The organism is Nocardiopsis prasina DSM 43845 (assembly GCF_000341265.1).
Taxonomy (GTDB): Bacteria; Actinomycetota; Actinomycetes; order Streptosporangiales; family Streptosporangiaceae; genus Nocardiopsis; species Nocardiopsis prasina.
The window spans coordinates 38,750-63,290 of sequence record NZ_ANAE01000146.1 but is presented as its reverse complement, the minus strand read 5'-3'; the positions used below and the strand labels follow the sequence as shown (position 1 = coordinate 63,290).

The following is a 24,541-nucleotide window of genomic DNA, read 5'->3' as shown; positions in this document are numbered from 1 at the left end:
CGCCGCCCCCCCCCCTGCCGGTGCGGAGCGAGAGGCTCCCTGCCGCGGGCGTTCCGTGTGGGGGCTGGGGCGCGGAGGCTGGGGGTACGGGGGTCGGGGGCACCGGTCAGACTGCTCCCGACCGGATCGGTAATGCACACCCCTCAGCCCCGGACCCTCAGCGCCGGAAAGCGTCGACGTCACCACCCCTCACTCCGCACGGGCGTGGAACCACTGGCTCGGCGGTAAGGAGAACCACCGGAACGACCGGGAACTCGGCGACCAGATCCTCGGGCGGCCCCGGCCTACCGGGGCCACACCCCGGCGGAGTTCACGTCCTACTTCGACGGCCTGGAACTGCCCGCCCCCGGGGCCGGTCCCCCAGTGGCGCCCGGAACCGGTGGAGGTCGGCCGCGCCCCGGACACCGACATGTACCGCGCCGTCGCGCGCACATCCCGAACGGCCACGCCGCGCCCGCCCGGAGTGTTCCCGCGTGACGGTTTCATACGATGTAGACCGAATCGATCACGCGGGTCCTCCCGCGACGGAAGGAGCCCCGGTGGTTGACGTGCCCGAACGCGCCCTGGTTGTGATGGCCCACCCCGACGACGCCGATTTCTCGTGCGCCGGGACGGTGGCGCTGTGGACCCGGGCCGGGACCGAGGTGGTCTACCTGATGGTCACCGACGGCGAGGCCGGTGGCGACGCGCTCACCCTGGACAGCTCGGAGATCGCCGCCATGCGCCGTGAGGAGCAGCGCAGAGCGGCGGCCGAGGTCGGGGTCAAGGACGTGCGCTTCCTCGGCTACCCGGACGGGCGCGTGGAGCCCACCCTCGACCTGCGCCGGGACATCGCACGGGTGATCCGGCAGGTCCGGCCCGAACGCGTCGTCATCCCCAGCCCGGAACGCGACTGGGACAGCGTCGCGGCGAGCCATCCCGACCACATGGCCACCGGCGAGGCCTCGATCAACGCGGTCTTCCCCGACGCCCGCAACCCGCACGCGCACCGCGAACTCCTCCACGAGGAGGGCCTGACCGCGTGGACCGCTCCCGAGGTGTGGGTGGCCGGCGGCCCCGCGCCGCACCACTACTCGGACATCACCGACGTCTTCGAGCGCAAGGTGGCGGCGCTGGCCGCGCACGAGAGCCAGATCGGTGACATCAGCGAACTGGAGCCCATGCTGCGCCAGTGGATGGCGGCCAACGCCGCAGAGGGCGAGCTGCCCGAGGGGCGCCTGGCCGAGGTCTTCCGGATCGTCCGGACCGCCTGAACCGTTCCGGGGCGGGGGCGGGCGCCCTCGCCCCGTGGAGGAAGGGGAGCACGATCGCGACCTATCCTCGAAGGGTGACGAACACGTTCCACCCCAGCGGCCTGGTCGAGACCGCCCGCCGTGTGAGCGACGTCCTCGGCCCGGGGCCGGTGGTCGCGCTGACCGGCGCGGGAATCTCGACGGACTCGGGCATCCCCGACTACCGGGGCCCGGGCTCGCCGCCGCGCACACCCATGACCTACCAGGAGTTCGTCGCAGACGCGGCCTTCCGACGCCACTACTGGGCGCGCAACCACGTGGGCTGGCGCCACGTGGCGGACACCGCCCCCAACGACGGCCACCGCGCCCTGGCCGATCTCGAACGCGCCGGGAGGGTGTCGGGGGTCATCACCCAGAACGTGGACACCCTGCACGACGCGGCGGGCAGCCGAAGCGTCATCGACCTCCACGGCCGCTACGACCGGGTGATCTGTCTGGGCTGCCGGGCCGTGACCGCCCGCGCCGAGCTCGCGGTGCGGCTGGACGCGCTCAACCCCGGCTTCGCGGAGGAGGTGGCCGACGTCGAGGTGGCCCCGGACGCGGACGCCGTCCTGGCCTCCACCGAGCACTTCCGGGTGGCCGACTGCACCTCCTGCGGCGGTGTCCTCAAGCCGGACATCGTGTACTTCGGCGAGAACGTGCCCAGGCCGCGGGTCGAGGAGGCCTACGCGATGGTCGACCGGGCCGTCGGGCTGCTGGTCGTGGGGTCGTCGCTGACCGTGTTCTCCGGCCGCAGGTTCGTGAAGCACGCCGTGGGGCAGGGCAAACCAGTGGTCATCGTCAACCGGGGCACCACGCGGGCCGACGACCTCGCGGCCCTGACGGTGGGGTACGGCTGCTCCGAGGTCCTGCGCGCGCTGGCGGAGGACGCCCGGGGCGACTCCGCGTGACGCCGCCCGCGCCCGACATGCCGCCTATGTATACCAACCGGACGGTACAGTAACCCCGAGGCGACCATCGACGCCCCTCCACCGCCTCCGGCGCGTCTCCTCCGGGCGGGGAGGACCAGGATCCGAGCGCACACGGAGGTCCACGTGCCGATCAGCAACAGGAACATCCTCGTCTCCGGGGGCGGCGTGGCCGGGAGCGCGCTGGCCACCTGGTTGGCCCGGCGGGGGTTCGCGCCCACCGTGGTCGACCTCGCCCCGGAACCGGGCGCGGAGGTCGGCCCCGCCGAGGTCTCCCGCCAGGGGATGGCCCTCCTGGACCGGATGGGCCTGGGCGAGAGGGTGCGCGCGCTCGGTTCTCCCGTGGACGAGGTGCGCACCCACGTGAGCGGACGCCGGGAGCCGGCGTTCCTGCCCGGCGAGCCCGGCAACCTGACCGTCCGGCACGGCGACCTGATCCGGGTCCTGCGGGAGGACGACGGCGGGGTCGAGTACCTCCTCGGCGACGGTGTCACCGCGCTGGAACAGGACGACGAGGGCGTCGACGTCACCTTCGCGCACGCCCCCGCCCGCCGCTTCGACCTCGTCGTGGGCGCGGACGGCCGGAACTCGCCGGTGCGCACACTGGCCTTCCCCGGGCCCGACGACAAACGCCTGCGCTACCTGGGCGCCAACACGGCGATCTTCGAGACGGCCAACCTCCTCGACGCCGACAACACCACCGCCTGGCACGTGTGGCCGCACCGGGGCTGTCTGGTCACGACCCTGCCCGGCGGGGACCGCGCCTCGGTGGTGCTGGTGGTGCGCGACCGCTTCCCGATCGACGCGGACTCCATGGACCAGGACGCCCGGCGGCGGTGGGTGGAGGAGGCCTTCGGCGAGGACGGCTGGGAGATGCCCCGGCTGCTGCGCGCCGCGCGCGACGCCGACGTCCGGGTCCTGCCGTCCACGCAGGTACGGATGGACGTGTGGGAGCAGGGCCGCGTGGTGCTGGTGGGCGACGCCGCCTCCTGCCCCGACCATTTGAGCGGGCAGGGTCCGACGATGGCTCTGATGGGCGCCCTGGCCCTGGCGGGCGAGCTGGTGTTCACGCGGGGCGAGCACGGGCGGGCGTTCTTCTCCTACGAGGCGGCGTTGCGCCAGTCCGTGCGCGAGGCCCAGACCGTGGCCCCCTACGTGGTGGACAGCGTCGCTCCGGAGGCGGGCCGCTACGAGACGTGGATTCGCGAGCGGGCCGAACTGGCCCTGGCCCGGGGCACCCTGCTGATGGGGCGCCTCGGCATCCGCCCGCCCATGGACAGCGTGGGCGGGGAGTTCGCCCTGGAGCGCTACGCCGGGATACTGACCGCCTGAGACTCCGACCGGGGGCCCGCCCGCGCGGCGGGCCCCCGGTGTTCCCGGGAGTCGTGCGCGTGCGCTACGGTAATGATTATCGTTTTCATCCTAGGGAGGTCCACTCCGATGACCGTAGCGACACCCCTGCCCGTCGTCGTGGTCTCCGGCCTGCACCGGCTGGCCCGCCGCAGCACCGTCGACGACCTCATCACCGCCGTACCCGGCTCCATCGCCCTCCACCACGACATGGACGGTATCGGCGAGGGGATCGTCCTCCGGGTCACCCGCAGCAGATGGGGTGTCCTCGACCGCGCACACCTCGACCTCGACCACCCCTGCGCCACCTGCGCCCTGCGCGAGGACCTCCTCCCCGTCCTACTGGACCTGGCTGAACGCGGCGAGCACAGCCTGTGCGTGGTGGAGACCTGGGACGCGGTGGAACCCCGCTCCGTGGCCGAGGCCGTCGCCGCCCACGAGGATCTGCGACTGGCCGCCGTGGTCACCGCCGTGGACGCCGAGCGCCTCCTCCCGGACCTTTCCAGTGTCGACGACCTCTCCGACCGTTCCCTGACCGTCGTCTCCGAGGACCGGCGCTCCGTCGCGGAGGTCCTCTCCCACCAGATCGAGTACCCCACGGTGGTCACCCTCCACGGAGAACACCACCGGAACGAGGCCCGCTCCCTCGTCACGCACCTGAACCCCGCGGCCCTGGTGGTCCCGCCCGGCGGCGGCCTGGTCGCCCTCACCGAGGGACGCTTCCTCCCCGACGCCGCCGCCAACCGGCTCAACCCGGCCTGGGCCCAGTACTGGGACCTGTCCGACGACAGGGTCAGCACCGTGGTGTGGACCCGCAAACGACCGCTGCACCCCGTCCGACTGCACGAGTCCCTGGAGCGGATCGTCTCCACCGGACTGCGCGGACGCGGCCGGATCTGGCTGGCCAGCAGGCCCGACACGCTACTGGCCTGGGACAACTACAACGACTCCCTGGTGCTGGAGAGCGCCGGCCCCTGGCTGGACGCCCTGCCCGGGGCCGCCCTCGACCTGGTCTCCGAGACCCGTCGCGCCTCGGCGGACCTGGACTGGGACCCGGTGGTGGGCGACCGCCGACAGCACCTGGCCTTCACCGGGGTCGACCTCGACGCCGCGCGGCTCGTGGAGCTCCTCGACTCCTGCCTGCTCACCGACGAGGAGGCCGGGCGCCCCCTGGCCGCGGACCCCTTCGCCGACGCGATCTGACCAGCCGCAGCATTCCGACGCCCCGATGACCCCACCACCGGAGGAGGACCCGTGCCACAGAGGACCCGACGCCCCGACCCACGAGGCGCGACGCGACGCTTCGCCAACCCGCTGGGCGACGCGGACCACGTCGACTACAAGGACACCAACCTGCTCCGCAAGTTCATCTCGGAGAAGGGCAAGATCCGCAGCCGACGGGTCACCCGCGTGACCGCGCGCCAGCAACGCCTGATCGCGGCGGCGGTCAAGAACGCGCGGGAGATGGCCCTGCTGCCGTACCCGTCCACGACCAGGCGGGACTGACCGCCCCACCGGACCGAACAGGACCGGCCCCGGAGCGAAGGGCCGGAAGACGACCGACGACCAGGAGGAGACCACCGTGTCCCGTGTCTGCCAGGTGACCGGAAGGGCACCCAGCTTCGGCAACGCCATCTCGCACTCCCACCGCCGCACCAGGCGTCGCTTCGACCCCAACATCCAGAACAAGCGCTACTGGCTGCCCAGCGAACAACGCTTCGTGAAGCTGCGGCTGAGCGTCAAGGGCATGCGGGTCATCGACGCCCGAGGCATCGAACGCGTGGTCGCCGAGATCCGCGCCCGGGGAGGCAGGGTCTGATGGCCAAGAAGAGCAAGATCGCCCGCAACGAACGGCGCAAGGAGATCGTCGCCCGCCACGCAGAGCGGCGGTCCGAACTCAAACGCCTGATCAAGAGCCCGCACACCGGCGAGGCCGAGCGCGCGAGCGCCGTCGCCGAGCTGCGCCGCCAGCCGCGCGACGCCAGCGCGACCCGGGTCCGCAACCGGGACGCCGTCGACGGCCGCCCCCGCGCGCACCTGAGGAAGTTCGGACTGTCACGGATCAGGTTCCGGGAGATGGCCCACCGCGGCGAACTGCCCGGGGTCACCAAGTCCAGCTGGTAACCGGGCCTGCCGTGTGGGCGCGCTGACGCCCACCGGCTCCGAGAACGGGACCGACCGTTCGCGATCCGGTCGGCCCGAGGGTTCCCGGGGCACTCCCTCCCCCGGGAGCCCCCTCCCCCGTCCCCGGGGACCCGCCCCCGCGCTCCCCGCGCCGAGAGCCGTGAGAGCACTCCCCCAGCTCACTCCTTGGGCGGGGCCGTACTGTCGCGTCGGACCAGACGAGTGGCCAGTTCCACCCGCGTGGTCTCGGGCTCGTTCCCGTTGACCAGGTCGAACAGCATCCGGGTGGCCATCTGCGCCATGTCCCGCAACGGCTGCCGGACGGTGGTCAGCGGCGGGGTCGCCCACCTGGCCTCCGGGAGGTCGTCGAACCCCACCACCGAGACGTCGTCGGGCACACGCAGGCCCCGCTTGTACAGGACCTCGTAGGCACCCCGGGCCATCTGGTCCGATCCCGCGAAGATCGCGGTCGGCGGTTCGGGCAGGTCGAGCAGGATCTCGGTGAGGTCCTTGCCGGTCCCCGCCAGGAAGTCCCCGTGGGAGACGTAGCCGTCGGGCACCGGGAGCCCGGCGTCCCGCATGGCGCTGCGGTACCCGTCGACCCGGGCCCGACTGCACATGACGTCGGCTGGCCCGGCGAGCATGGCGACGCGCCGGTGGCCGAGGCCGATGAGGTGTTCGGTGGCGGTCAACCCCCCGTCCCAGTTGGCGGCGCCCACCGCCGGGATCTCTCGCGCGGGGTCGCCGACCGGGTCGACGAGCACCACGGGCACGCCCAGCGCGTCCAGCTGTTCCTGCTGCTGGGAGGAGAGCTCGGACAGCACCAGGACCACGCCGTCCGAACGCCGGGCCTGGATGTTGTCGAGCCACTTGCGGCCGGGCCTGCTGCGCTTGCGGTCGTGCACGGCGGAGACCACGACCCCGAAACCGGCGTCGTGCGTGACCTCCTCGACCCCGGTGAGGATCTCCATGGCCCAGGGGCTGCCGAGGTCCAGGAAGACGAGGTCGATCAGACCGACCGGGCGGCGCTCGCGGTGGCGGCGCTGCTGGTAGCGGTGGTGTTCCAGGAGCCGTTCCACCTGTCGCCGGGTCTCGGCCGCGACGTCGAGATGGCCGTTGATGACCTTGGAGACGGTCGAGACGGACACCCCCGCCTCACCAGCGATCTCGGCCAGGGTGGGGCGACGCTTCGCCATGTGCCTCCTCGTCGTCGGGGACCGGGTTCCCTCGGTTCGCTGCGCTGGATTGTATCCCGAAAGTTTTCGAGGACGCACACCGAAACCTCCTCGCAACGAGAACTCCCCTTGACGGGGACACAGGGAGAACTTAGCGTCGTGCTTCCCGAAAGCTATCGGAAACTTTTCGTCAGCTTGCGGCTCCCCCCGGAACAACGGAAGAACGGTGTACACGCCATGAGTCGCACCCACCGGACACGTGTGATCGGCAGTACCGCTCTGGCCCTCTCCCTCCTCGCCACCGGCTGCGGCACCTCCGGCCCCGGAGGCGGTGACGCCCTACAGGTCTGGGCCCTGGAGGACGCGGCGGTCAACGAGATCGTCGAACGGGGCATCGAGGCGCACAACGCGTCCCACGACGTGCCCGCCGAACTGGTCACCTTCGTCAACGACGCCTACAAGCAGCGCCTCCAGGTGGCGCTCGGCTCCCCCAACGCACCCGACGTGTTCTTCAACTGGGGCGGCGGCAACCTCGCCCAGTACACCGACCAGGGCCAGGTCCTCGACCTCACCCCGACCCTGGACGACAACCCCGGGTTCCGCGACGCCTTCCTGCCGAGCGTCCTGGACGTGGCCGCCATCGACGGCGCCTACTACGGCGTGCCCCTCCTCGGCGTCCAGCCCGTCGTCATGTACTACAACAAGCCCGTCCTGGAGGCGGCCGGGCTCCAGCCCCCGCGGACCCTCGACGACCTGCACGAGGCGATCGAGCTCCTCCAGTCGGACGGTGTCACCCCGATCGTCCTCCCCGGCGCCCAGGGCTGGACCCAGCTGATGTGGTTCTCCTACCTGGTGGACCGGATCGGCGGCCCGGACGTGTTCCAGGCCGTCGTCGACGAGGAGGAGGACGCCTGGCGGCACCCCGCCGTCCTGGAGGCCCTGGCGACCTGCCAGGACCTGGTCGACCGCGGGGCCTTCGGCTCCAACTTCACCTCCATCGACTACGACAACGGCAGCGCCTCCGCGCTCCTGGCCACCGGCGAGTCCGCGATGTTCCTGATGGGCAGCTGGGACATCGCCCAGCAGATGGACAACAACCCCGGGTTCGTGGAGAACGACGAGCTCGGCTTCACCTCCTTCCCCGTCGTGGAGGGCGGAGCGGGAGACCCCGACGCGATCGTCGGCAACCCCAGCAACTACTTCTCCGTCAACAGCGACAGCCAGCACGCTGAAGCGGCGACCGACTTCCTCGTCGAGACCATGGCTTCCGAGGAGTACGTCGACGAGCTCATCAGGGCAGGTCAGGTCCCCGCTGTCGAGGGCATCGAGGACCAGCTCCAGGAGAGCGACCACGCCGAGTTCGCCACCTTCACGCACCAACTCGTCTCGGGTGCGCCCACCTTCACCCAGTCCTGGGACCAGGCGCTGGCCCCGGCGGCGGCCGAGGCCATGCTGACCAACCTCCAACTGCTCTTCATCGGCGACATCACCCCCGAGGAGTTCGCCGAGGACATGGAGCAACAGCGGTGAGGAACTCCGCCACGGAACGGCCCGGACTCCTCTGGGTCGCCCCGGCCCTGCTGTTCTTCGGCCTGTTCGGCCTGGCCCCCGTGGTCATCGTGGGATACCTCAGCCTGACCTCGTGGAGCGGGATCGGCTCTCCCGAGTGGGTGGGCCTGGCCAACTGGTCCGCGCTCACCAACGACGGCCGGGTGCGCGGCGGCCTCACGATCACCCTGACCCTGACCGCCCTGTGCTGGGCGACCCAGACCCCGCTGGCCCTGGCGTTCGGAGTGTGGGCGGCCGGCCCGCAGCGCGTCCGAGCGGTGGTGAGCGCGGTCTTCTTCCTGCCGCTGCTGCTGTCCACCGCGGCCATCGCCCTGGTGTGGAAGGCGCTGCTCGACCCGAGCTTCGGCATCCCCTCCCAGGTCCGCGAGTGGTTCGAACTCAGCCACAGCAACGTGCTCGGCGATCCGACACTGGCGCTGTACGCGATCGTCTTCATCCTGCTCTGGCAGTTCCTGCCGTTCCACATGCTCCTGTACCAGGCGGCCGCCCGGCAGATACCGCGTTCGCTCCATGAGGCGGCCGAACTGGACGGGGCCTCCGCCCTCCAGCGTTTCCTGCGCGTGACCGTGCCGCAGCTGCGGCACACGATCATCGCGTCGTCGGTGCTGATGCTCGTCGGGTCCATGACGTACTTCGAGACGGTCCTGCTGCTGACCGCCGGCGGCCCGGGCAACGCCACCCGCATCCTGCCGCTCCACATGTACAACCAGGGCTTCGTCGCCTTCGAGATGGGCTACGCGAGCGCCATCGCGGTGTTGCTTGTGGTCCTGGGAACGGGGCTGTCGCTGGCGGTGGTCCGGGCGACCGGCTACTCCCGGATGACCAGCCAGAGAGAGGGGATGTGACATGGCCTCCCGAAGCAGACCGGCGTACGCCGCCGGGGCCGGGGCCGCCCTCTGGCTGCTGGTCGTGTGCGTCCCCCTGTACTACCTGGTCGCCACGAGCCTGCGCGGACCCGGTGACTACCTGTCACGGGGCCCGCTGTCCCTGCCCGAGTCACTCACCCTGGACAACTACCGCAACGTCTTCGAGGTCGGGTTCCTCGGATTCCTCGCCAACAGCCTGATCGTGGCCGCGGGGGCCATCCTCCTGGTGCTGCTGGTGGCGGTACCGGCTGCGTTCGCGATCGTGCGCGGACGCAGCCGGGCGGTCCGGATCAGCTTCACCCTGTTCCTCCTGGGGCTGGCGGTACCGGCCCAGGCGGTGATCATCCCGATCTACCTGATCATCACCCGACTGCACCTGTACGACAGCCTGCCCGCGATCATCCTGCCGACCGCCGCGTTCACGCTGCCGATCTCCATCGTCGTGCTCACCAGCTCCCTGCGGGACGTGCCCGGCGAGCTGTACGAAGCGATGGCGCTGGACGGGGCCGCGACCTGGCAGGTGTTCCTCCGCCTGGTCCTGCCCCTGTCACGGCCCGGCGTGGTGACGGTGGCGATCTTCGTCGGCCTCAACGCCTGGAACAACTTCATCTTCCCGCTGGTGCTCACCCAGAGCGAGTCCAACCGGGTCCTGCCCCTCGGACTCTGGGCGTTCCAGACCCAGTACGGAACCGACGTGCCCGGCCTGATGGCCGCGGTGGTGCTCTCCACCATCCCGATCCTGGCCCTGTACCTGTTCGGCCGCAGACACCTCCTGGGCGGTCTCGCCGCCGGTTTCGGCAAGTAGGACCCCACCCCCTCCTCGAAAGGCCGTGATGACCGCGACCATCCACAACCCGGTCCTGCCCGGGTTCCACCCCGACCCGTCGATCCTGAGGGTCGGCGAGGACTACTACCTGGCGACCTCGACCTTCGAGTGGAGCCCGGGAGTGCTGCTGCACCACTCCCGGGACCTGGTCCACTGGCGCCCCCTCGGCGGCGTCCTCAACGAGGACCGCCTTCTCGACCTGACCGGGCACCGCGACGGGGCGGGCGTGTGGGCGCCCTGCCTGTCCCGCAAGGACGGAGTGTTCCACCTGATCTTCACCGACGTGGAGAACTACGCCGGAGGCTTTTGGGACACGCCCAACTACGTGACCACCTCGCCCACCCTCGACGGCCCGTGGAGCGACCCCGCGCCGATCCACTCCATGGGATTCGACCCGTCCCTGTTCCACGACAAGGACGGCCGGAGCTGGGTGGTCACCAGCCTGATGGACTGGAGGCCCGGGCACCACGCCTTCGCGGGGATCGTGCTCCAGGAGCTGGACACCGAGTGGATGCGCCTCCTGGGCGAGCCGACGGTGGTCTTCGAGGGCACCTCGGCCCGGGTGACCGAAGCGCCGCACCTGTACCGCGAGAACGGGTGGTACTACCTGGTGACCGCCGAGGGCGGGACGCAGTGGGACCACCAGGTGACAGTGGCTCGGTCCAGGAGCGTCACCGGGCCCTACGAGGTGGACCCGGCCGGGCCCATGCTGTCCTCACGTGAACACCCCTCACTGCCCCTGCAGAAGGCCGGGCACGGGAGCCTGGTCAGCACCCCGTCGGGCGAGTGGTTCCTGGCGCACCTGGCCTCACGACCGCTCACCGAACGCGGCCGCTGCGTGCGCGGACGCGAGACCGCCCTGCAACGGGTGGACTGGGTGGACGGCTGGCCCCGGATCCGCGACGGGGTGCCGCACGTGGAGGTCGAGGGGCCCGACCTGGAGCCGCACCCGTGGCCGGAGGTGCCCGAGAGGGACGACTTCGACGCGCCGGTGCTGCGCCCGGAGTGGAGCACGCTGCGGCGCCACGTGGACGAGGAGTGGGTCTCGCTGACCGAGCGTCCCGGACACCTGCGTGTGCAGGGCGGGCAGTCCCCCTCCGGGACCCGCGCGCCCAGCCTGGTGGCCCGACGGGTGCAGCACGAACGGTGCGTGCTGGAGACGGTGATGGAGTTCTCCACCGACACCTTCCAGCGGATGGCCGGACTGACGGCGTACTACAACATGCGGCAGTGGCACTACCTGCGCGTCGGCTTCGACGAGCGGGACGGACTGTTCGCCGGTGTGCTCAGTTCCGACCGGGGACGGGTGCGCGAGTCCGGGGACCGGGTCGACGTGCGGGGCTGGGAGCGGTTTCACCTGCGCGCGGAGATCGACGGAGCCGCACTGCGGTTCGCCCTCTCCCCCGATGGCCAGGACTGGACGCCCGTCGGCGGGGTCCTGGACGCCAGCATCCTGTCCGACGACTACGCCGCAGAGAGCGACGGTGAGACGGCGACCATCTGGGGCTTCACGGGCGCGTTCCTGGGTCTGTGGGTCCAGGACCTGACCGGCACGGGTTGTCACGCCGACTTCGACCACGCCACCTACCAAGGATCCTGAGTACCGGGGAGCGCTCTCCTGACGGGGCGCTCCCCCACCTTTACTACGTAGATTCTTAGTACTACGCCAGCCGGTCGAGCGCGTCGAGCTGCGCGGGATTCGGGCGCAGAGTCCGCAGCTCGCCGAGCAGCCGCACCAGCCTGCCCCGAGCGGCGGAGTGACCCACTCCCCCGACCTAGACCCATCCCCGCGTACGCGGGGAGCACACCACCGCGTCAGTCGACGAGGACGACACCTACGGTCCATCCCCGCGTGCGCGGGGAGCACGCCCGCCAGGTTATGACCCTGGCTACGAACAAGGGTCCATCCCCGCCTGCTCGGGGAGCACCTGGTGGTGAACATGTACGACAGCCGCCGCGGGGGTCCATCCCCGCGTGTGCGGGGAGCACGGCTTGCGGGTGAGCAGGTCCGTGATGGCCTCGGGTCCATCCCCGCGTGCGCGGGGAGCACCCTCCACGGACCGCGAACGCCACACCACACACGGGTCCATCCCCGCGTGCGCGGGGAGCACACTCGTTGACCTGCGGTTCCAGAGCGCGAAACCAGCGAAATCTACAACTTGTCGAGAAACAGACTCCGAAGACATACACCCCAAAGGGAACCCACGCAGGGGCCTCTCTCCCGCTCACCAGAGCAGGCTACCGATCTTCGGGTCAGCCGCCCAGGGCAAGACGCAGCCCGAGGGTGAGCATGACAAGGGCGATGATGCCATCGAGCACCCGCCAGGCTCCGGGCTTCGCGAAGACGGGGCGGAGCAGCCGGGCGCCGAAGCCCAGGGCGAAGAACCACACGAAGCTTCCGGTGACCGCACCGCCCGCCCACCACCAGCGGGCCTCGCCGACCTGCTGGCTGGCGACCGAACCGAGGAACAACACGGTATCCAGGTACACGTGCGGGTTCAGCCAGGTGAGGGCGAGGGCGGTGACCACCGCCGCTCCGGTTCCGGTGGAGCGGGTCGTCGCCAGCGCGACCCCCGCACCCTGAGTGGGCTGGGCGGGTTCACTCTCCGTGGGGACCAGGACCTCGGCCCGCCCCGGTCGCAGGGCACGGTGGGCCGCGAACAGTCCGTAGACGATGAGGAAGCCCGCGCCGAGCAGGCGGATGACCACCATGGCCGTGGGCATCGCCTCGACCAGGCCACCGATGCCCACGACACCGGCGGTGATGAGCAGGGCGTCCGATACCGCGCAGACCAGCACCACGGCCAGCACCGAGGACGGCCTGCCGTCGATGCCGAGGCGGAGCAGGTACGCGTTCTGGGCACCGATGGCCACGATGAGCGCCAGTCCGGTGCCCAGGCCCATCAGTGCGGGGAGAAGGGTTTCGTTCACGGGACAAGCCTCCAGGAAGGAGCCCGTGCAGTAAAGCTAAACTTTCTCAGATCCCCTTAGAGATGCTTATGACAGGAGCGTACGGTGCCCTTTCAGTTCGACCATCTGCGCACCCTGACCGCCCTCGTCGAGGAGGGCACCTTCGAGGCGGCCGCGCGACGGCTACACGTGACCTCCTCGGCCGTGTCCCAGCGGGTCCGGGCCATGGAGCAGGCCGCCGGTCAGGTCCTGGTCCGCCGCACCAACCCGGTCCTGCCGACCGAGGCGGGCGACGCGGTGCTGCGTCACGCCAGGCAGGTGCTTCTGCTGGACCAGGAGGTGCGCTCCGAACTCAGGGCCGCGGGCCACGAGGGCGGCCGCACCCGGGTGCCGTTGGCCGTGAACGCCGACAGCCTGTCCACCTGGTTCCTGGAGGCGCTCCCGACGGAGTCGGGGGCCGTCTTCGAGCTCCACCGCGAGGACGAGGAGCACACCACGGGCCTGCTGAGGTCGGGCGCGGTCATGGCGGCGGTGACCTCCACCCCCGAGGCGGTCCAGGGTTGCTCCGTGGAGCCCCTGGGCGGGCTCAACTACCAGGCAGTGTGCGCCCCTGGCTTCGCGGAACGGTACGACGCCACCGATCCCGCGCGCCTACCGGACGCGCCGATGGTGAACTTCGACCGCAAGGACGACCTCCAGGACCGCTTCCTGCGCGATCTCACCGGTGAGGGGTCCCGGGGGCCGACCCACTACGTTCCGGCCTCGGAGGACTTCGCCCGCGCGGTGCTGCTGGGTTGGGGTTGGGGGGTGGTCCCCGAGCAGCAGTGCGCCGAGGCCCTGGCGTCCGGGAGGCTGGTGCCGTTGGCGCCCGGCAGGCCCGTGGAGGTCCGCCTGTACTGGCAGCGGTGGAACCTGCGTTCGCCCCTGCTCGACGAGGTCACCCGCCACGTGCGTGCCGGGGCCGCCGCGTACCTGCGCCCGGTGTGAGTCCGGAGGCGGGATGCTGGCGAAACCACCATCCCCGCTGAGCGCGGGGAACACTCGAACTGGCGCGCACAGTGTGTCATCCCTGGTGGGCGGAGCATCCCTCACCGGGAGAAACCAGCGGGATCCCAGGGCGCGTGTGGGCGGTTCCGTCGGGTTCTCAGGGCTTTCCCACGGTGCTCTCCCGGGGCACGAGGGCGAAGCCCGGCTGCACGCGCCTGGGCGCTATCGCCCGGTTCGCGTCGGCCAGCCGCTCCAGGAGCGCGTCCGTGGCGGCACGGGCGATGGCCCTCTTGTGCGGGGCCACGGTGGTCAGGGTGGTGGCGCCGTACCTGCCGTCCTCGATGTCGTCGAAGCCCACCACCGCCACGTCCTCGGGGATGCGCAGGCCGCGTTCAGTGAGGGTGCGCATGGCCCCTATGGCCACGAGGTCGTTGTAGCAGAACACCGCGTCCGGGCGGACGCCCGAGTCCAGGAGGCGGGCCATCGCCTGGGCGCCGTCCTCGCGGGCGTAGCCGTCGGTGACCGCGACGAACTCGTCGCCGGTGGGCCGCCCGTGCTCGGTGATCACCTCGCGCCAGCCCTGGAGGCGCAGGTGGGCGGTCTGGCGCGCCCGTCCGTGCCGGGCGCCGAGGAAGGCGATCCGCTCCCGGCCGATCTCCACCAGGTGGGCGGCCGCGGTGCGGGCGGCGGCGACGTTGTCGATGGCGACGTGGTCGTGGGGGGCGTCGTACTCGCGCTCGCCGAGCAGGACCAGGGGCGCCTCGCTCTCACGGGCGAGCAGGTCCTCGTTCTCCAGTTCGATGGGACTGAGGATCAGCCCGTCGATCACCCGGGCCCGCAGGCCCTGGGCGAAGAGGACCTCCTGGTCGCGGCGGCCGCCCGTGTGGTCGAGCAGCACGATGTAGTCGAGCCCGCCCGCGTACTCGATGACGGCGTCGGCGAGTTCGGCGAAGTAGGGGTTGCCGAGTTCGGGCAGGGCGAGGGCGATCATCCCGGTCCTGCCCTTGCGCAGGTGGCGGGCGGTGAGGTTGGGGCGGTATCCGAGTTCGTCGATGACCCGCTGGACGCGCTGGCGGGTCTCGGGGGTGACGTGCCGGTAGCCGTTGACGACGTTCGACACGGTCTTGACCGACACCCCCGCCCGTAGCGCGACGTCCTTCAGGCTGATGCCCACTCGCTTCCCCTTCCGGGCCGCTGTACCCAGGGCCGTTGAGTTTTACATCGTTATACAACACGGGTGCGTTCTCTGCCCAGCGTTGCTGACGGGCTGGTTTCCCCCCTGTGTCGGTCCCTGAGGTTTCCCCAGATGTCCAGCGGGTTTCCTTTCAGGGTCTGGACAGGACTCGTTGATCGTGCTGTCATCTTGGCTAAGTCAGGTTTCCCACGTTGTAAAAGCGGGGGTGGCACTGCCTCGTGCAGGTCCTCCCGCACCACTCGACACGGAGAACCCCCCATGAGACGTCAACCCCCCGCGTCCCTGTCCCCGAGTCCCGCCCGCCGGACGACCGTCCGCGCGGCCGCCCCCGTTCTGGCCGCGTTCCTGACCGCTTCGGCGCTGACCGCGCTCCCGGCCGCAGCGTCGGACGAGCCCCGCCTGGAGACCCCCTGGACCTCGGAGGTCTCCCCGGACAACGCCCTGCCCGAGTACCCGCGCCCGCAGATGGTGCGGGAGGACTGGGAGAACCTCAACGGCCTCTGGCAGTGGGCCCCGGCCGAGGACGGCGAGGCACCGCCCTTCGGCACCGACCTGGACGGCGAGATCCTGGTCCCCTACCCGGTGGAGTCCGCGCTGTCCGGCGTGGAGGAGCACCACGACCGCCTCTGGTACCGCCGCACCATGGAGGTCCCGGACTCCTGGGACGGCGACCGCGTCCTGCTCCACTTCGGCGCCGTGGACTGGGACTCCGAGGTGTGGGTGAACGGCACTTCCGTCGGCTCCCACAAGGGCGGGTTCGACAAGTTCTCCTTCGACGTCACCGACGCCCTCCAGGAGGGTGAGAACGAGGTCGTCGTCGGGGTCCACGACCCCAGCGACGAGGGTGAGCAGCCCGTCGGCAAGCAACGGCTGGAACCCGGCGGCATCTGGTACACGACCTTCACCGGCATCTGGCAGACGGTGTGGATGGAACCGGTCTCCGAGGCCCACGTCACCCGGCTGGACATCACCCCGGACGTGCCCGGTGAACGGGTCGAGGTGGTGGTGAACGCGACCGGCGCCGAGGACGCCACGGCCACCGTCACCGTCCTGGACGACGAGGGCGCCGAGGTCGGCTCGGCCACCGGTGCCCCCGACTCCGCCATCACCGTTCCGGTCCCGGACGCCCGCCTCTGGAGCCCGGACGACCCCTACCTGTACGACGTGGACGTCACCCTCACCTCCGGCGACGGAGGCGAGGTCCGCGACGAGGTCGCGGGCTACACCGGGATGCGCTCCATCGAGACCGGTGAGGTGGACGGGGTCCTGCGCCCGCTCCTCAACGGCGAGTACGTGTTCCAGGTGGGCACGCTCGACCAGGGCTACTGGCCGGACGGCATCTCCACCGCACCCACCGACGAGGCCCTGCGCTTCGACATCGAGTCGCACAAGGAACTCGGCTTCAACACCATCCGCAAGCACGTGAAGGTGGAGCCGGACCGCTGGTACTACTGGGCCGACCGGCTCGGCGTGATGGTCATGCAGGACATGCCGTCGATGTCGGGCGACCCGAGCCAGGCGGGGCGCGACCAGTTCGAGTCCGAGCTGCACGCCCTGGTGGACGAGCACCGCAGCTTCCCGTCCATCGTGAACTGGATCGTGTTCAACGAGGGCTGGGGCCAGTACGACGGCGACGCACGCCTCACCGACGAGGTCAAGGCGTCCGACCCCTCGCGCCTGGTCACCGGCGCCTCCGGCTGGCACGACACCGGCAACGGCGACATCGTCGACTCCCACATCTACGTCGGCCCCGGTGATCCCGCGCCCGCGGAGGACGAGCGGATCTCGGTGCTGGGCGAGTTCGGCGGCTACAACCTCCCGGTGGAGGGCCACGAGTGGAGCCCCGGCGACGGCTTCGGCTACGAGGACATCAGTGACGGCCACTCCCTGGCCACCCGCTACGTCGGCCTGATGGCGGGCGTGCAGCGGCTGGAGCGCACCCACGGTCTGTCTGCGGCGATCTACACCGAGATCACCGACGTGGAGACCGAGCTCAACGGGTTCTGGACCTACGACCGCCGGGTGCTCAAGGTCGACCCCGAGGTCGTCGCCGGGGCGCACGAGCAGCTGCTGTCCGGGGAGCCGGTCGGCGGGGTCGCGGACGTGCCCGTGGAGGAGAACCTGTCGCTGCGGGTCACCACCCCCGGCCACGAGGACCGCTACCTGGCCCACGAGGGCGGGCTCGGCGTCACCGCCCCGGTGGACGGTGACAGCTCCGAGACCGACAGGTCCGCCGCCACCTGGCGGTTCGTGCCCGGCCTGGCCGACGACCAGTGCCTGACGCTGGAGTCGGTGGACCATCCGGGCGAGTACCTGCGGCACAAGGCGTCGCGGGTGGGCCGGGAGCCCGCGGACGGCTCCGGCCTGTTCGACCAGGACGCCACCTGGTGCGCCGTGCCCGGACTGAGCGGCGAGGGGATCTCCCTGCGCTCCTACAACTACCCGGACCGGTACCTGCGCCACCACGACTCCGAGCTCTGGCTGTCCGGAGCGGGCACCGTCGGCGAGGACCACGACACCGCCGAGCACTACGACCACGACACCTCGTGGTCCGTGGAGACCCCCTGGTCACCCTGAGCCGTCGCCCCCGGTGACCCTCGGATCCCGTGACTGACCACATCCCTCAGCGGGGCGCCCCCGACCCGGCGCCCCGCCCCTCCCGCACCCCTGCGCCGGCTCCCCTCAGCCGGCTTCCCCTCAACCCGGGCGGAGACCGGACATGATCGAACACCACACCCACCACACCGGCGCGGGAACGCTCTCCCGACCCCGTCGGGTCCTGCTGGCCACCGCCGCAGTGGGCGCGGCCCTGACCCTGGCGGCCACCGGCTGCGCCCGGGGCGAGGACGACGTCGCAGCGGGGAACGCCGCCGCCGGGGACACCGAGGGCCAGGCCCAGGTCCTGGACGAGGCGGCCAGCGGCGGCCAGACCTGCAACGCTCAGGACCACGGGATCGAGCCCTTCGATCTCACGGACAAGAAGGTCGGCTTCTCCCAGTCCGAGGCCGAGTCCAACCCCTTCCGCATCACCGAGACGCAGTCCATCAAGGACGAGGCCGCGGACCGGGGCGTCGAACTCATCACCTCCAACGCCCAGTCCGACTTCTCGCAGCAGATCAGCGACGTCCAGGACCTCATGTCCCAGGGCGCGGAGGTGCTGATCATCGCGCCGCTCAACTCCGACGGCTGGAAGCCCGTCCTGGACCAGGCGCGCGCCGACGCGATCCCGATCCTCACCATCGACCGGCCCATCAACGGCACCGCCTGCGAGGACTACGTGACCTTCATCGGGTCCGACTTCGTGGAGCAGGGGCGTCGCGCCGCCGACCAGATGATCGACGTGCTGGGCGGCGAGGGCGAGGTGGCCATCCTGCTGGGCGCGCCCGGCAACAACGTGACCACCGACCGCACCAGCGGCTTCCTGGAGCGGATCGAGGCCGAGGCCCCCGGGATCGAGATCGTCTTCCAGCAGTCCGGCGACTTCACCCGCGAGGGCGGGCAGTCGGTGACCGAGCAGCTCATCCAGTCGCAGCCCGACATCTCCGGGATCTACGCGCAGAACGACGAGATGGGCATCGGGGCGGTCACCGCGCTCAACGGCGCGGGCAAGGCGCCCGGCGACGTCCGGATCGTGACCGTGGACGGCACCCAGGCGGCGGTGGAGTACATCGTCGACGGGTGGATCGCGGCTGTCGTGGAGTCGAACCCGCGCTTCGGCCCGCTGGCCTTCGAGGCGGCCTCGGCCTTCGGCTCCGGTGAGGACGTCGGCACGCAGCTGATCATCACCGACCGCGAGTACGACGCGGACAACGCCGAGGAGGAGCTACCCCATGCCTACTAGGGGTTCCGGTCGCGCCCCGGGCGGGGCGCCCCCGCGAGCGGAGGGGGTGGGACGGTGACCGTTCCGGTCCTGGACACCCGCGGGCTGACCAAGCGGTTCCCGGGCGTCCTGGCGTTGGACGGGGTGGACTTCGAGCTGCTTCCCGGCGAGGTGCACGCGCTCGTCGGCGAGAACGGCGCGGGAAAGTCCACCCTGATCAAGGTGCTGACGGGGGTGTACCAGCCCGACGGGGGCGAGCTGCGCCACCACGGGGAGCCCACCCGGTTCGCCACTCCCCTGCACGCCCAACGGGACGGGATCGCCACGATCTACCAGGAGGTCGACCTCCTGCCGCTGCTGAGCGTGGCCCGCAACCTGTACCTGGGGCGCGAGCCGAGGCGGTTCGGGCTGATCGATTTCGCGCGCATGCACCGCGAGGCCGCCCGGACGCTCGGGGACTACGGCGTGGACGTGGACGTGCGCCGTCCGCTGGGGACCCTGTCCATGGGCGCCCGGCAGATGGTGGCGCTGGCCCGGGCGGTGTCGGCGCGGGCCCGCGTGGTGATCATGGACGAGCCCACGTCGTCTCTGGAGCCGCGCGAGGTGGAGACGCTGTTCGGAGCGATCGAACGCCTCCGCGAGGACGGTGTGGCGGTGGTCTACGTGAGCCACCGCCTGGACGAGCTGTTCCGGGTGTGCGACCGGGTGACGGTGCTGCGGGACGGCCGCCTGGTGCACCGGGGCGCGATGGCCGGGTTGGAGCGGCTGCGGCTGGTCTCGCTGATGCTGGGCCGGGACATGGAGCGGGTGCGGAGCGAGGGCGCCACCACGTTCTCCGGCGACCGGGAGGCGTGGTCGGGGACCCCCGCGCTGGAGGCCGAGGGGCTGAGCGCCCGGCACCGGCTGCACGGGGTGTCGCTGACGGTCCGGCCGGGCGAGGTCGTGGGGCTCGGCGGACTGCTGGGGTCGGGGCGCACCGAGACCGCGAAGGCGATCGCGGGCGCGCTGCCGTTGGACGCGGGCCGTGTGTCGGTGGTGGGCGCCCCGTTGCGGACGGGGTCCACGGCTGCGGCCATCCGGGCGGGGGTGAGTCTCCTGCCGGAGGACCGCAAGCACGAGGGCGTCGTGCCGGGCCTGTCGATCCGGGAGAACATCGCGCTCGCGGCCATGCCGGGCCTGAGCCGGTTCGGGCTGGTGTCCGAGCGGGCGATCGACCGGGTGGTGGAGCGGTTCATGGAGCGCCTGCGGATCAAGGCGGTGGGCCCGCACCAGAAGGTGGAGGAGCTGTCCGGCGGCAACCAGCAGAAGGTGCTGCTGGCCCGGTGGCTTGCGCTGAACCCCAGAGTGCTGCTGCTCGACGAGCCCACGCGCGGGATCGACGTGGGCGCCAAGGCGGAGGTACAGAGGTTGGTGGACGAACTGGCCGAGGAGGGCCTGGGCGTGCTGCTGGTCTCCTCGGACCTGGAGGAACTGGTGGAGGGCGCCGACCGGGTGGTGGTGCTCAGGGACGGAGCGGTGGTGGGTGAGCTGGTCGGTGACGAGGTCACCGAGGACTCCCTGCTGGCCGCGATCGCGCGGGGCGGTGAGGAGCGGTGACCGTCTCCCTGCGCGGGCGCCCCCGGGTGGACCGCGAACGGCTCCTCCTGTGGATGCGGGACTACGGCGTGTACGTGGGCGTGGCTCTGGTCGTGTTGTTCAACGTGGTGTTCACACCGAACTTCCTGTCCTTCGAGAACTTCCGCACGCAGGCCGTGCAGGTCGCCCCGGTGCTGATCGTCGCTCTTGGCATGGCGTTGGTGATCGCGACCGGCGGCATCGACCTCAGCGTGGGTTCGGTGATGGCGCTGTCCGCCGCGATGATCTCGCTGTACCTGGGGTACGGGCCGCTGGTGGCCGTGCTGGTGGCGGTGGGCGTGGGCGCCCTGGCCGGGGCTGCCAACGGTGTGCTGGTGGCCTTCGCGGGTGTGCAGGCGATCATCGTGACCCTGGCGATGATGATCGGCGGGCGGGGGCTGGCCCTGGTACTGCTCCCGCAGCTGGACGGCGTGCGCAACCCGGACCTGAGGGAACTGGGTTCGGGGTCGTTCCTGGCCGTGCCCTACGTGGTGTGGATCGCCGCTCTGCTCGTGGCGGCGGTGGCGTTCCTGGTGCGCCGGAGCGTGTTCGGCCGACGCCTCGTGGCGGTGGGCGGCAACCGGCGCGCGGCCGAGCTCTCCGGGCTGCCGGTGCGCCGGGTACTGCTGGGCGTGTACGCGCTGAGCGGCGCGTTGGCGGCGGTGGCCGGGGTCCTGGTGACCGCCCGGTTGCAGGCGGCCGACCCGAACTCGGTGGGCGTGCTGATCGAACTGTCGGCGATCACCGCCGTGGTGGTCGGCGGTACCCCGCTGACCGGCGGGCGGGTGCGGATCGCGGGGACGGTGGCCGGGGCGGTGCTGATGCAGCTGCTCGTGGCCACGCTCATCAAGCACGACCTGCCGCCGTCGTGGACGCAGATGGCGCAGACGGCCGTGATCATCGGCGCCGTCTACCTGGCCCGGGATCGGGGGAGGACATGAGTACCACCGTGAGGGGACCGGGGCCGCGCGCCGGTGGCCGGGGGCCCGCTCCAGGCGTGCCCTGGCGTGAGCTGGCCGCCCGGCACGGCGCACTGGTGGTGCTGTTGCTGGTGGTGGCGGTGGCCGGGGTGAGCCTGGAAGGCTTCCTGGCCCTGGGCAACCTGAACCGGATCGCCGTGAGCGCGTCGTTCCTGGCGATCATCGCGCTCGGCATGACGTTCGTGATCATCACCGGCGGGATCGACCTGTCGGTGGGCACGGTGTTCGCGCTCGGCGGCGTGCTGGCCGCGTGGGCCTCGCAGTACGGGGGCCTGGCGCTGATGGCGGTTCCGCTGGCGGTGTGCGGGCTGATCGGGCTGCTCAACGGGGTGCTGATCGCCCGGGCACGGCTGGCGCCGTTCATCACGACTTTGGCGACCATGCTCGGCGCGTGGGGGCTGATGCTGTCGGTGTCCGACGAGGGCAACACCACCTACCTGGTCCCGGACGGGATGGCGCTGTCGGCGCTGGTGCACGGGAAGCTGTTCGGGGTGCTGGGGTACCCGTTCCTGCTCGTGGTGGGGGCCTTCGTGGTCGGCGGCCTGGTGCTGCGCCGGACCACCGTCGGCCAGCACGTGTACGCGGTGGGCGGCAACGAGCGGACCGCCGCGCTGATGGGCGTGCCGGTGGCGCGGACCCGGATCGCCGTGTACACGTTCTCCGGTCTGTGCGCGGGCACGGCGGGGGCGCTGAACGCGGTGTGGCTGGGATCGGGGGTGACGATCTTCGGGATCGGCACCGAACTCCAGGCGATCTCGGCGGTGGTGATCGGCGGCACCCTGCTGACCGGCGGCTACGGGTTCGTCGGCAGCACCCTGGTGGGGGTCCTGCTGCTGGGGGTCATCCAGAACGTCATCAACGCGGTGGGTTCCCTGACCTCGGCCTTCCAGGAGGTGGTCAGCGGTCTGTTCCTGATCATCGTGGTGCTGGTGCAGCGGCACCTGAGCCGGGGGCGCGATCCCGGCTGAGCCGTCCCGTGGGCGTGCGCCCGCCGTTCCGGCTCCCGGGGCGGCGGCGCTACGCCGGGGCCTTCGGCCCGCTGTGATCGTCGTCGAGGAGCCGCAGGTCGCGTTCGGTGACCACCCCGAAGTGGAGGGCCTTGTCGATGAGGACCTGGGACCGCCATCCCTGCCCCTGTCCCCCGCCCTCCAGTTCGACCTTGAACTTGTCCTTGAGCAGGTAGTTGACCTGGGCGTTCACGGCCGCAGTACCGATACCCAGGCGCTGGGCCACCTGGTTCTGGGTCGGTACCGGCGGGGTGAGGCCGCGCAGCCGGGGTTCGCAGAGGGCGACCAGGACGCGGTAGTAGGTGTGCCACCGGTCCATGCGGAAGCTGTTGGCCTCGGTGCGCTCCCCGGTGGAGTCCGCCCAGTCGTCCTCGGCGATGCCCGGGGACTCCGGGGAGAGGACGGCGCTGCACGCGGCCGGGGCCATCACCAGGAAGCTGTGCTCCCCCGTCGCTCCCGGGACGCGCACCCGGGAGGTCTCGAAGGGCACCACCATGCCGTGGGTGTTCGGCTGGACCTGCACGTACCCGGCCAACCGCTCCGTGTTCTCCACGATGTAGGACTTGTTGGGGCTCAGGTTGCTGATCCGCCAGTGGTCCCCGTGGGAGGTGATCTCTCCGGCGTGCCGGTGCACGGCCCGGTCTCCTGCTCCGAGCCTCATGTCCACGTCCCGGTCCCGACCGCCGCGCCCGAAGGTCCGGGTCTCCCCCGGGGTCAGGTGGTGGGTGTCCATGGGGGTGTCGCTCTCGTAGTCCTGTTGGACCGTGACGACCAGGTCGAGGTCGTCGGCCGGGAACAGGTGCACGCTCATCTCGCCGTCTCCAGGGGGTCAGAGGAGAAGCGGCCTCCGGGGTGGGGGCCCGCCCCCGCAGGATACGTCGCGGCCCCCGACTGGCGGGGCGAGCGCCGATCCGCGACCTCCGGGCCTCGCCGCCGTAGGTTGGTGGCGGCACCGCCCCACGGGCACGGGGATCACCGAGTTCACCGAGGAGTATCCATGGGTCTGAACGCGACACCGGTCGACCTGGGCAGGTACGGCGTCTGGCTGAGCCACCAGAACCTCGACGAGGACGTCGCCGCCGAGATCGAGCGCCTGGGGTTCGGCGCCGTGTGGCTGGGCGGCTCCGCCCCGGCCGACCTGGAGCCGGTGGCCACGGCCCTGGCGGCGACGTCGCGGCTGGCGGTGGCCACGGGGATCGTCAACATCTGGGCGTCCTCCGCCGAGGAGGTCGCCGACTCCTTCGCACGGCTGGAGTCGGCCTACCCGGGACGGTTCCTGCTGGGCATCGGGGCCGGGCACCGGGAGCTCAACGGCCCCGAGGCGGTCCGCCCGCTCCAGGGGATGCGGGACTACCTGGACGTGCTGGACCGCGGCGGCGTACCCGCCGACCGGAGGGTGCTGGCGGCACTGGGCCCGAGGATGCTCGGCCTCAGCGCCGAACGGGCGGCGGGCGCGCACCCGTACCTGGTCACCCCGGCGTACACACGGTTCGCGCGCGGCGTGCTCGGCGACGGACCGCTGCTGGCCACCGAACACAAGCTGGTGCTGGGCTCCGACCCCGCACGGACCCGGGAGGAGGCCCGCCGGGGCATGTCGTTCTACCTGGGCATGCGCAACTACGCGGCCAACCTGGAGCGGTTGGGGTACACGGTGCTGGACCTGGCCGACGGCGGCAGTGACGCGCTGATCGACGACCTCGTCGCGCAGGGCGACGCGGACCAGACCGCGGCGGTGCTGCGGGCGCACCTGGACGCCGGGGCCGACCACGTGGTGGTGCAGCCGATCCCCGGGGAGTCCGGCCTGCTCGGCACGCTCGCCCGGCTGGCCCCGGCGCTGACCGCCTGACTCGTTCCGGACCGGGGCCGGCCTCGGCGCGGGGCCGGCCTCGGCGCGGCCCCGCATCGGACGGGGATCCTG

Annotated in this window: 22 protein-coding genes and 1 pseudogene; 19 read left to right on the top strand and 4 right to left on the bottom strand. The window is 71.4% G+C overall.

Going from position 1 to position 24,541, the window contains the following annotated elements; all coding sequences use genetic code 11:
• Positions 1-172: 172 nt before the first annotated feature.
• The 8 genes and pseudogenes from D452_RS31725 to rpsN form a co-directional block, all read left to right on the top strand.
• Positions 173-547: pseudogene (locus tag D452_RS31725) on the top strand (SAM-dependent methyltransferase); the annotation flags it as partial.
• Positions 540-1,253: a PIG-L deacetylase family protein gene (locus D452_RS0116900; RefSeq protein ID WP_017545332.1), complete on the top strand. Its 714-nt coding sequence runs from the start codon at positions 540-542 to the stop codon at positions 1,251-1,253. The pseudogene D452_RS31725 and the gene D452_RS0116900, both read left to right, overlap by 8 nt.
• 74 nt (positions 1,254-1,327) lie before the next feature.
• Positions 1,328-2,182, top strand: a complete 855-nt coding sequence (locus tag D452_RS0116895) for an NAD-dependent protein deacetylase (RefSeq protein ID WP_017545331.1) — start codon at positions 1,328-1,330, stop codon at positions 2,180-2,182.
• A 144-nt stretch (positions 2,183-2,326) separates the two neighbouring features.
• Positions 2,327-3,532 (top strand): FAD-dependent monooxygenase, encoded by a 1,206-nt coding sequence (locus D452_RS0116890; RefSeq protein WP_017545330.1) that lies wholly within the window; start codon positions 2,327-2,329, stop codon positions 3,530-3,532.
• A gap of 108 nt (positions 3,533-3,640) precedes the next feature.
• On the top strand, positions 3,641-4,753 hold the full coding sequence (locus tag D452_RS0116885; protein ID WP_017545329.1) for a CobW family GTP-binding protein: 1,113 nt from the start codon (positions 3,641-3,643) through the stop codon (positions 4,751-4,753).
• A gap of 51 nt (positions 4,754-4,804) precedes the next feature.
• Positions 4,805-5,056: a 30S ribosomal protein S18 gene (gene rpsR / locus D452_RS0116880; RefSeq protein WP_017545328.1), complete on the top strand. Its 252-nt coding sequence runs from the start codon at positions 4,805-4,807 to the stop codon at positions 5,054-5,056.
• A gap of 76 nt (positions 5,057-5,132) precedes the next feature.
• Complete coding sequence (gene rpmB / locus D452_RS0116875) at positions 5,133-5,369, top strand: 50S ribosomal protein L28 (RefSeq protein WP_017545327.1); 237 nt, start codon at positions 5,133-5,135, stop codon at positions 5,367-5,369.
• A complete protein-coding gene (rpsN, locus tag D452_RS0116870; RefSeq protein WP_017545326.1) occupies positions 5,369-5,674 on the top strand; it encodes a 30S ribosomal protein S14 in 306 nt (101 codons plus the stop codon). The genes rpmB and rpsN overlap by 1 nt, the downstream gene beginning before the upstream one ends.
• A gap of 179 nt (positions 5,675-5,853) precedes the next feature.
• Here rpsN and D452_RS0116865 read toward each other — a convergent pair whose 3' ends face one another.
• Positions 5,854-6,870 carry a LacI family DNA-binding transcriptional regulator gene (locus tag D452_RS0116865; RefSeq protein ID WP_017545325.1) on the bottom strand — a complete coding sequence of 339 codons (1,017 nt, stop codon included), beginning with the start codon at positions 6,868-6,870 and terminating at the stop codon, positions 5,854-5,856.
• Between the two features lie 216 nt (positions 6,871-7,086).
• Between D452_RS0116865 and D452_RS0116860 the strand changes: the two genes are divergently transcribed.
• The 4 genes from D452_RS0116860 to D452_RS0116845 are packed head-to-tail and all read left to right on the top strand — an operon-like array spanning position 7,087 to position 11,710.
• On the top strand, positions 7,087-8,379 hold the full coding sequence (locus D452_RS0116860) for an ABC transporter substrate-binding protein (RefSeq protein ID WP_017545324.1): 1,293 nt from the start codon (positions 7,087-7,089) through the stop codon (positions 8,377-8,379).
• A complete protein-coding gene (locus tag D452_RS0116855) occupies positions 8,376-9,263 on the top strand; it encodes a carbohydrate ABC transporter permease (protein WP_017545323.1) in 888 nt (295 codons plus the stop codon). The genes D452_RS0116860 and D452_RS0116855 overlap by 4 nt, the downstream gene beginning before the upstream one ends.
• A 1-nt stretch (position 9,264) precedes the next feature.
• Entirely contained in the window at positions 9,265-10,089 is an 825-nt protein-coding gene (locus tag D452_RS0116850) for a carbohydrate ABC transporter permease (RefSeq protein ID WP_017545322.1), read from the top strand.
• Positions 10,090-10,117: 28 nt separating this feature from the next.
• Positions 10,118-11,710, top strand: a complete 1,593-nt coding sequence (locus D452_RS0116845; RefSeq protein WP_017545321.1) for a glycoside hydrolase family 43 protein — start codon at positions 10,118-10,120, stop codon at positions 11,708-11,710.
• A 653-nt stretch (positions 11,711-12,363) separates the two neighbouring features.
• Here D452_RS0116845 and D452_RS0116840 read toward each other — a convergent pair.
• A complete protein-coding gene (locus D452_RS0116840) occupies positions 12,364-13,041 on the bottom strand; it encodes a LysE/ArgO family amino acid transporter (protein ID WP_017545320.1) in 678 nt (225 codons plus the stop codon).
• 84 nt (positions 13,042-13,125) lie between these two features.
• Here D452_RS0116840 and D452_RS0116835 point away from each other — a divergent pair, with 84 nt between their 5' ends.
• Positions 13,126-14,007, top strand: coding sequence for a LysR family transcriptional regulator ArgP (locus D452_RS0116835; protein WP_017545319.1), 882 nt, complete (start codon positions 13,126-13,128; stop codon positions 14,005-14,007).
• 157 nt (positions 14,008-14,164) lie between these two features.
• On the opposite strand, the gene D452_RS0116830 is transcribed toward D452_RS0116835, so the two are convergent.
• Complete coding sequence (locus D452_RS0116830) at positions 14,165-15,211, bottom strand: LacI family DNA-binding transcriptional regulator (RefSeq protein ID WP_083927542.1); 1,047 nt, start codon at positions 15,209-15,211, stop codon at positions 14,165-14,167.
• Between the two features lie 249 nt (positions 15,212-15,460).
• On the opposite strand from D452_RS0116830, the gene D452_RS0116825 reads away from it, so the two are divergent.
• The 5 genes from D452_RS0116825 to D452_RS0116805 all read left to right on the top strand — a co-directional run bounded on the left by D452_RS0116825 (position 15,461) and on the right by D452_RS0116805 (position 22,584).
• Positions 15,461-17,779: a glycoside hydrolase family 2 gene (locus tag D452_RS0116825; protein WP_017545317.1), complete on the top strand. Its 2,319-nt coding sequence runs from the start codon at positions 15,461-15,463 to the stop codon at positions 17,777-17,779.
• 142 nt (positions 17,780-17,921) lie between these two features.
• Complete coding sequence (locus D452_RS0116820) at positions 17,922-19,043, top strand: ABC transporter substrate-binding protein (RefSeq protein ID WP_017545316.1); 1,122 nt, start codon at positions 17,922-17,924, stop codon at positions 19,041-19,043.
• A 54-nt stretch (positions 19,044-19,097) separates the two neighbouring features.
• The gene (locus D452_RS0116815; RefSeq protein WP_017545315.1) at positions 19,098-20,618 is read left to right on the top strand and encodes a sugar ABC transporter ATP-binding protein; all 1,521 of its coding nucleotides are present in this window, start codon (positions 19,098-19,100) and stop codon (positions 20,616-20,618) included.
• The gene (locus D452_RS0116810) at positions 20,615-21,577 is read left to right on the top strand and encodes an ABC transporter permease (RefSeq protein ID WP_017545314.1); all 963 of its coding nucleotides are present in this window, start codon (positions 20,615-20,617) and stop codon (positions 21,575-21,577) included. Before D452_RS0116815 ends, D452_RS0116810 begins: the two co-directional genes overlap by 4 nt.
• Entirely contained in the window at positions 21,574-22,584 is a 1,011-nt protein-coding gene (locus D452_RS0116805) for an ABC transporter permease (protein WP_083927541.1), read from the top strand. Before D452_RS0116810 ends, D452_RS0116805 begins: the two co-directional genes overlap by 4 nt.
• A 49-nt stretch (positions 22,585-22,633) precedes the next feature.
• On the opposite strand, the gene D452_RS0116800 is transcribed toward D452_RS0116805, so the two are convergent.
• Positions 22,634-23,434, bottom strand: coding sequence for a hypothetical protein (locus D452_RS0116800; RefSeq protein WP_017545312.1), 801 nt, complete (start codon positions 23,432-23,434; stop codon positions 22,634-22,636).
• Between the two features lie 186 nt (positions 23,435-23,620).
• On the opposite strand from D452_RS0116800, the gene D452_RS0116795 reads away from it, so the two are divergent.
• Positions 23,621-24,469, top strand: a complete 849-nt coding sequence (locus D452_RS0116795; protein ID WP_017545311.1) for an LLM class F420-dependent oxidoreductase — start codon at positions 23,621-23,623, stop codon at positions 24,467-24,469.
• The last annotated feature ends 72 nt before the right edge of the window (positions 24,470-24,541 follow it).

Excerpts from the sequence above, each read along its gene's own strand:
- D452_RS0116885 (WP_017545329.1), top strand. The coding sequence starts at position 3,641 with ATGACCGTAGCGACACCCCTGCCCGTCGTCGTGGTCTCCGGCCTGCAC.
- rpsN (WP_017545326.1), top strand. The coding sequence starts at position 5,369 with ATGGCCAAGAAGAGCAAGATCGCCCGCAACGAACGGCGCAAGGAGATC.
- D452_RS0116865 (WP_017545325.1), bottom strand. The coding sequence starts at position 6,870 with ATGGCGAAGCGTCGCCCCACCCTGGCCGAGATCGCTGGTGAGGCGGGG.
- D452_RS0116860 (WP_017545324.1), top strand. The coding sequence starts at position 7,087 with ATGAGTCGCACCCACCGGACACGTGTGATCGGCAGTACCGCTCTGGCC.
- D452_RS0116850 (WP_017545322.1), top strand. The coding sequence starts at position 9,265 with ATGGCCTCCCGAAGCAGACCGGCGTACGCCGCCGGGGCCGGGGCCGCC.
- D452_RS0116845 (WP_017545321.1), top strand. The coding sequence starts at position 10,118 with ATGACCGCGACCATCCACAACCCGGTCCTGCCCGGGTTCCACCCCGAC.
- D452_RS0116825 (WP_017545317.1), top strand. The coding sequence starts at position 15,461 with ATGAGACGTCAACCCCCCGCGTCCCTGTCCCCGAGTCCCGCCCGCCGG.
- D452_RS0116820 (WP_017545316.1), top strand. The coding sequence starts at position 17,922 with ATGATCGAACACCACACCCACCACACCGGCGCGGGAACGCTCTCCCGA.
- D452_RS0116805 (WP_083927541.1), top strand. The coding sequence starts at position 21,574 with ATGAGTACCACCGTGAGGGGACCGGGGCCGCGCGCCGGTGGCCGGGGG.
- D452_RS0116800 (WP_017545312.1), bottom strand. The coding sequence starts at position 23,434 with ATGAGCGTGCACCTGTTCCCGGCCGACGACCTCGACCTGGTCGTCACG.
- D452_RS0116795 (WP_017545311.1), top strand. The coding sequence starts at position 23,621 with ATGGGTCTGAACGCGACACCGGTCGACCTGGGCAGGTACGGCGTCTGG.